This is a genomic window from Vibrio mexicanus (assembly GCF_001012815.1).
Taxonomy (GTDB): domain Bacteria; phylum Pseudomonadota; class Gammaproteobacteria; order Enterobacterales; family Vibrionaceae; genus Vibrio; species Vibrio mexicanus.
The window spans coordinates 1-4,091 of the sequence record NZ_JYJP01000122.1; the positions used below are offsets into that span (position 1 = coordinate 1).

Here is a 4,091-nt window from a genome sequence, read left to right on the forward strand (position 1 = left end):
TGTAGATTGATACGCAGTCGCACTGCATATCTACCACTTCAGATGATAAGTCCTAACGCTTCATTCTCTTGTTTTAAACTCCATCCCAAGTCTATATTCACTGAGTGGGTAAAACTGAAAAGCTTCAATATCGAACTTGGACAACTCTCTAACTATTTTTTCATGCACAATGATTGCTACTTAGTATTCATCACCAAGTTCGTAATCTGCGATCGAATAGAAACTCGCACAGGAGACTTCGCTTTCTATGATTTTCTTTATGCTTTTATGAACGATGATTGGTGATAAATCGTCACCTCCCATTCTGAAGATCAATCGCTCAGATTCCTCCACACTGTTTAAAACATTCTCATCGAATACATACTTGATGACATGTGGTGAGTCTTCTGGATCATGCTGCTCATAGGTTGATTTTTCTCTGTCCCAACAGTCGAGCTCGTCGTAGAAATTGACAAGGAAAAAGCTGTCGTTTAGATCGTCAACAATCGCTGGGTATAGCTTTCCGCCATAAATATGGCCGCTTAATAGATCTTCAAAAGAATCCGATATTAGTATGCTAGGAGTGCAAAAGAGCAGCTGCGTATCAAGCGGATTGACCTTGCCACTTTTCGACTCGAACTGAAGAGCTGACTCGCCATCCACTTGCTCCTTATAATGAAATCGTCTTAGCGCCGTTGATTCTGTCGGTACAACTTTAAACCCTTTGGCATTATAGTTTGGGGCCATAACATAATAAATTTGGTCATGGTTCATTTAAGTCACCTAATTAGCATCTGTTAATTTATTAGCGCAGCTTTCATGTGAAAGAGCTGATTCATACTATCGACTTAATAATAAGCACCTTCACTCCATTGGAATGCAGGTGCTACTAAAACGTTAAATGCTAATCCAAACTAAACGACGTTAGTATTGATCGCCATCTTCAAACTCGCTCACTTTGAAAAATTTAACGCCTTTAACGTTATTTTTGTCGAAGACGTCTACCACACGCTTGTGTACTAGTATTTGACTAACTGAACCTCCGCCAATTTGAAATATTAGCCTTTCTTCTTCAGGTATCGCATCTAATACATCTTCTCGTAAACGGTATGTATCCATGTCGGCGTGAATTTTGACACCATCTATTTCTGTGGAGCCATCGCTTGGCATGTAATACTGACTCCTTTTGAAGTCGATGCAATCTAGCTCTTCATAAGTATTTAATGCCCATAACCCTTCGACTGAGTCTCCTTGCTCATCCTGAACAGTCGCAGGGTAGAATTGGCTACCATAAAGCCCACCTTCGAGGAGTTCTTTCAACTTTTGTGTCACAACAAAATTTGGAACATTAAAGGCTAGAGCATGATCTTTCTTTAGAAAGGCAACATCGTCATTATCAGATACGAAAGATAGAGCTTTGAAATCAAAACTCAGTTTCTCAAAGTCCCAGTTAGTACTAGCCGTATAAGGCGAAGGAGTTAAATCAATATCATAATCATCAAATTCATAATCCGGAAACATGAGATAATAGGATTGTTCGTACAGGTTCACCTTATAACTTCCCCATAAGCACTACTTTAGTTTACTTAAAAAAAACAGACTTCCTAATTGAGATAATCGAAGTCGATGATTGACAGCTCCCTATAGATCAGCTACCTAATACTCGTCGCCAAAAAAGTAATCTTGAATAGAGAAGAAGTTAACATTATCCATTTTCTTCTCTACGATGTTTTTGACTTTTTCATGGACGATAACAGGCGACAAGTCACTCCCTCCCATCCTAAATACAAGCCGTCTTTCTTCGTCAATTTTTTCAATCACCTTAGAATCTATTCGATACTGATACACTCTTGGGTAGTAATCTGGATCTTTTTGTTTATACACCGACTCTTTTCGACACCAACAGTCTAGATCTTCATAAATGTTAACTAGTAAATAACCATCAAAAGCTGTGTTGTCATTGCTGAGTGATGCTGGATAGAGTTTTCCGCCATATATCTTATCTTCTAATAATCTACCCAGCTCTTCAGAGACAATAATACTTGGCTTACAAAAATACATTGGTGAAGTAACATTCGAATCAACCGCGTCATTTAAAACAAAATTTACGGGAGGCTCACCATATGTGAGCTCTCGATAATGAAATCTTCTGTTTCCTGTTTGCTCCGTAGGCGTAACATGGATAAACTCATTCTCGTCACTATAGCTTGGCGCCATAACATAATAAACTTGATCGTAGTTCATATAAGTCACCTACTTGTACTTTTTGAATTAAAAATCGCACCTACGTAAAATAAACGCAGGTGCTATTATAATCACATAGGCCTAATTTTAATTAATCTAACCAAACATTACTAGTGTTGGTCACCATCTGAAAATTCACTGACTTTGAAAAACTTAACACCTTTGACTTTATTGCCCTTGAATATATCTACAACACGCTTATGTACAAAAACTTCATTAACTGAGGCTCCAGCCACTTGGAATATAAGCCTCTCTTCTTCTGGTATTGCATCTAACACATCTTCTCGTAAACGATAAACATCCATGTCAGCATAGATTTTGAACCCGTCTATCTCTTTACTGCCGTCACTAGGCATATAGTATTGGCTTCTTTTAAAGTCTATGCAATCAAGCTCTTTATAAGTATTCAGTGCCCACATCCCTTCTATATAGTTCCCTTGCTCATCATGGATAATTGCTGGATAAAATTGACCTCCATAAATACCAACGTCAAGAAGTTTTTTCAGTTTGGCGGTAACAACAAAGTTTGGAACGCTAAAAGCTATCGCATGTTCTACTTTTAGAAAATCTAGGTCTTCATTATCTGACGTAAAGGATAGTGGTTTATCTCCAAAATTGAGTTTTTCAAATTTCCAATGTGTACTGGCAGTATATGGTGAAGGCATGAGGTCAATATCATATTCAACGGTATCATCATCAGGGTAAAGAATATAATAAGCCTCTTCGTATCTATTGATCACTATTTTCCTCTCTCCAATATGTAAGGTATTTGCGTAAACGAACTAAACTTAGCATGATGTCTTCCGTTACATTGGCATTCTGCCATTTTATCTCCTAACTTACTTTCTAATTCTCGTACCGAAGTAGAGCCCAAACAACCTACTCCACCAGGCTCAAATGCTTCTGACACGTTTGTCAGTGGTAGCTCAAACCGACTGATTTTCCGCAAAATTAGCAAGCTATGGTAATCCATATACCTTTGTATGCCCGGGTTTTTGTCATCCACGCAGCGTTTACTAATAGTCTTATAAGCTTTTTCAACAAGAATAGTAACCCTACGATGATAACTTTTTGGGTGATCTCCATCTTTGTCATTTGTATCAATTGCTTTTGGGTGATCCCCCTGTGTAATTGGACTTTCAGGTGACATGCCCCCTCTAACGTACAAGGCAATGCCACAAGGTTGCCAGGCAAGTTAATATTGTACCCATACTTTATAAGCTCAGGACCGCTCCCCGTTTTCTTAACACCTCGATTCGATAGTAAATGGTGGACCTGCATTTCAAATCCATGGTTAATCGGATGATTGGGATCTTTTCTCGCTGGTTTTATAACAGCGTTTCTGTACCCTCTAGCCATAAGTAACTCTATATATACTCTAGTTCTCCGCGTTTCACACGCGGTGTTTTATGTTCATCTGAATGACAAAGCCTACACGTAGCATTACGCTTAACTGCTTTTTTCTTCGCAGTCAGTGTCATCGCAGGGTTTCCTTTAAACTTACCTAAACCACGTTTGGCCAACTTTTCTGCCAAGTCTAAATAGTCTTTAAGCACGTCAATTAGGCTCTCTGCTGCTTTAATAAAAGAATCTAGCGCTTTAGCTGCGTTTTTAACGCCTTTAACTTTCTTGGCACCAGCCGCAAACCGCGCTAGCAGTGCTGAAACTCGCGCAGCAGCTCCCGCTTTACCGCCATGATAGGAATAGAAGTTCGGAGGAATGGCTTCAAGCATGAGGGAAACATAAGTGACGTAGGTTAGTATCGAATCATGGTCTTCGATGATAGCGAGTGCTCTCGGGAAGTTCTCATGCTCTTTCACTTCTTTCGCCCACTCAGGTCGAGTTCAACCAAAACAGTATCAATAAAC

Annotated in this window: 6 protein-coding genes and 1 pseudogene; all 7 read right to left on the minus strand. The window is 39.2% G+C overall.

Annotated elements, in window-relative coordinates; translation table 11 throughout:
- Window positions 1-180: 180 nt before the first annotated feature.
- Window positions 181-753, minus strand: coding sequence for an imm11 family protein (locus UA76_RS19230; RefSeq protein ID WP_047049508.1), 573 nt, complete (start codon window positions 751-753; stop codon window positions 181-183).
- Window positions 754-903: 150 nt separating this feature from the next.
- Window positions 904-1,530 carry an imm11 family protein gene (locus UA76_RS19235; protein WP_047049510.1) on the minus strand — a complete coding sequence of 209 codons (627 nt, stop codon included), beginning with the start codon at window positions 1,528-1,530 and terminating at the stop codon, window positions 904-906.
- A gap of 105 nt (window positions 1,531-1,635) precedes the next feature.
- Window positions 1,636-2,223 (minus strand): imm11 family protein, encoded by a 588-nt coding sequence (locus tag UA76_RS19240; RefSeq protein ID WP_047049511.1) that lies wholly within the window; start codon window positions 2,221-2,223, stop codon window positions 1,636-1,638.
- 110 nt (window positions 2,224-2,333) lie between these two features.
- Window positions 2,334-2,963 (minus strand): imm11 family protein, encoded by a 630-nt coding sequence (locus UA76_RS19245; protein ID WP_238322359.1) that lies wholly within the window; start codon window positions 2,961-2,963, stop codon window positions 2,334-2,336.
- Window positions 2,963-3,373, minus strand: a complete 411-nt coding sequence (locus tag UA76_RS19250; RefSeq protein WP_238322360.1) for a hypothetical protein — start codon at window positions 3,371-3,373, stop codon at window positions 2,963-2,965. Before UA76_RS19250 ends, UA76_RS19245 begins: the two co-directional genes overlap by 1 nt.
- Window positions 3,374-3,402: 29 nt before the next feature.
- Window positions 3,403-3,582: pseudogene (locus UA76_RS25495) on the minus strand (AHH domain-containing protein); the annotation flags it as partial.
- 8 nt (window positions 3,583-3,590) lie between these two features.
- The gene (locus tag UA76_RS19255) at window positions 3,591-4,043 is read right to left on the minus strand and encodes a hypothetical protein (protein ID WP_047049513.1); all 453 of its coding nucleotides are present in this window, start codon (window positions 4,041-4,043) and stop codon (window positions 3,591-3,593) included.
- Window positions 4,044-4,091: the final 48 nt, after the last annotated feature.

Coding starts and splice junctions, on each gene's coding strand:
- UA76_RS19230 (WP_047049508.1), bottom strand. CDS start 753: ATGAACCATGACCAAATTTATTATGTTATGGCCCCAAACTATAATGCC.
- UA76_RS19240 (WP_047049511.1), bottom strand. CDS start 2,223: ATGAACTACGATCAAGTTTATTATGTTATGGCGCCAAGCTATAGTGAC.
- UA76_RS19250 (WP_238322360.1), bottom strand. CDS start 3,373: ATGTCACCTGAAAGTCCAATTACACAGGGGGATCACCCAAAAGCAATT.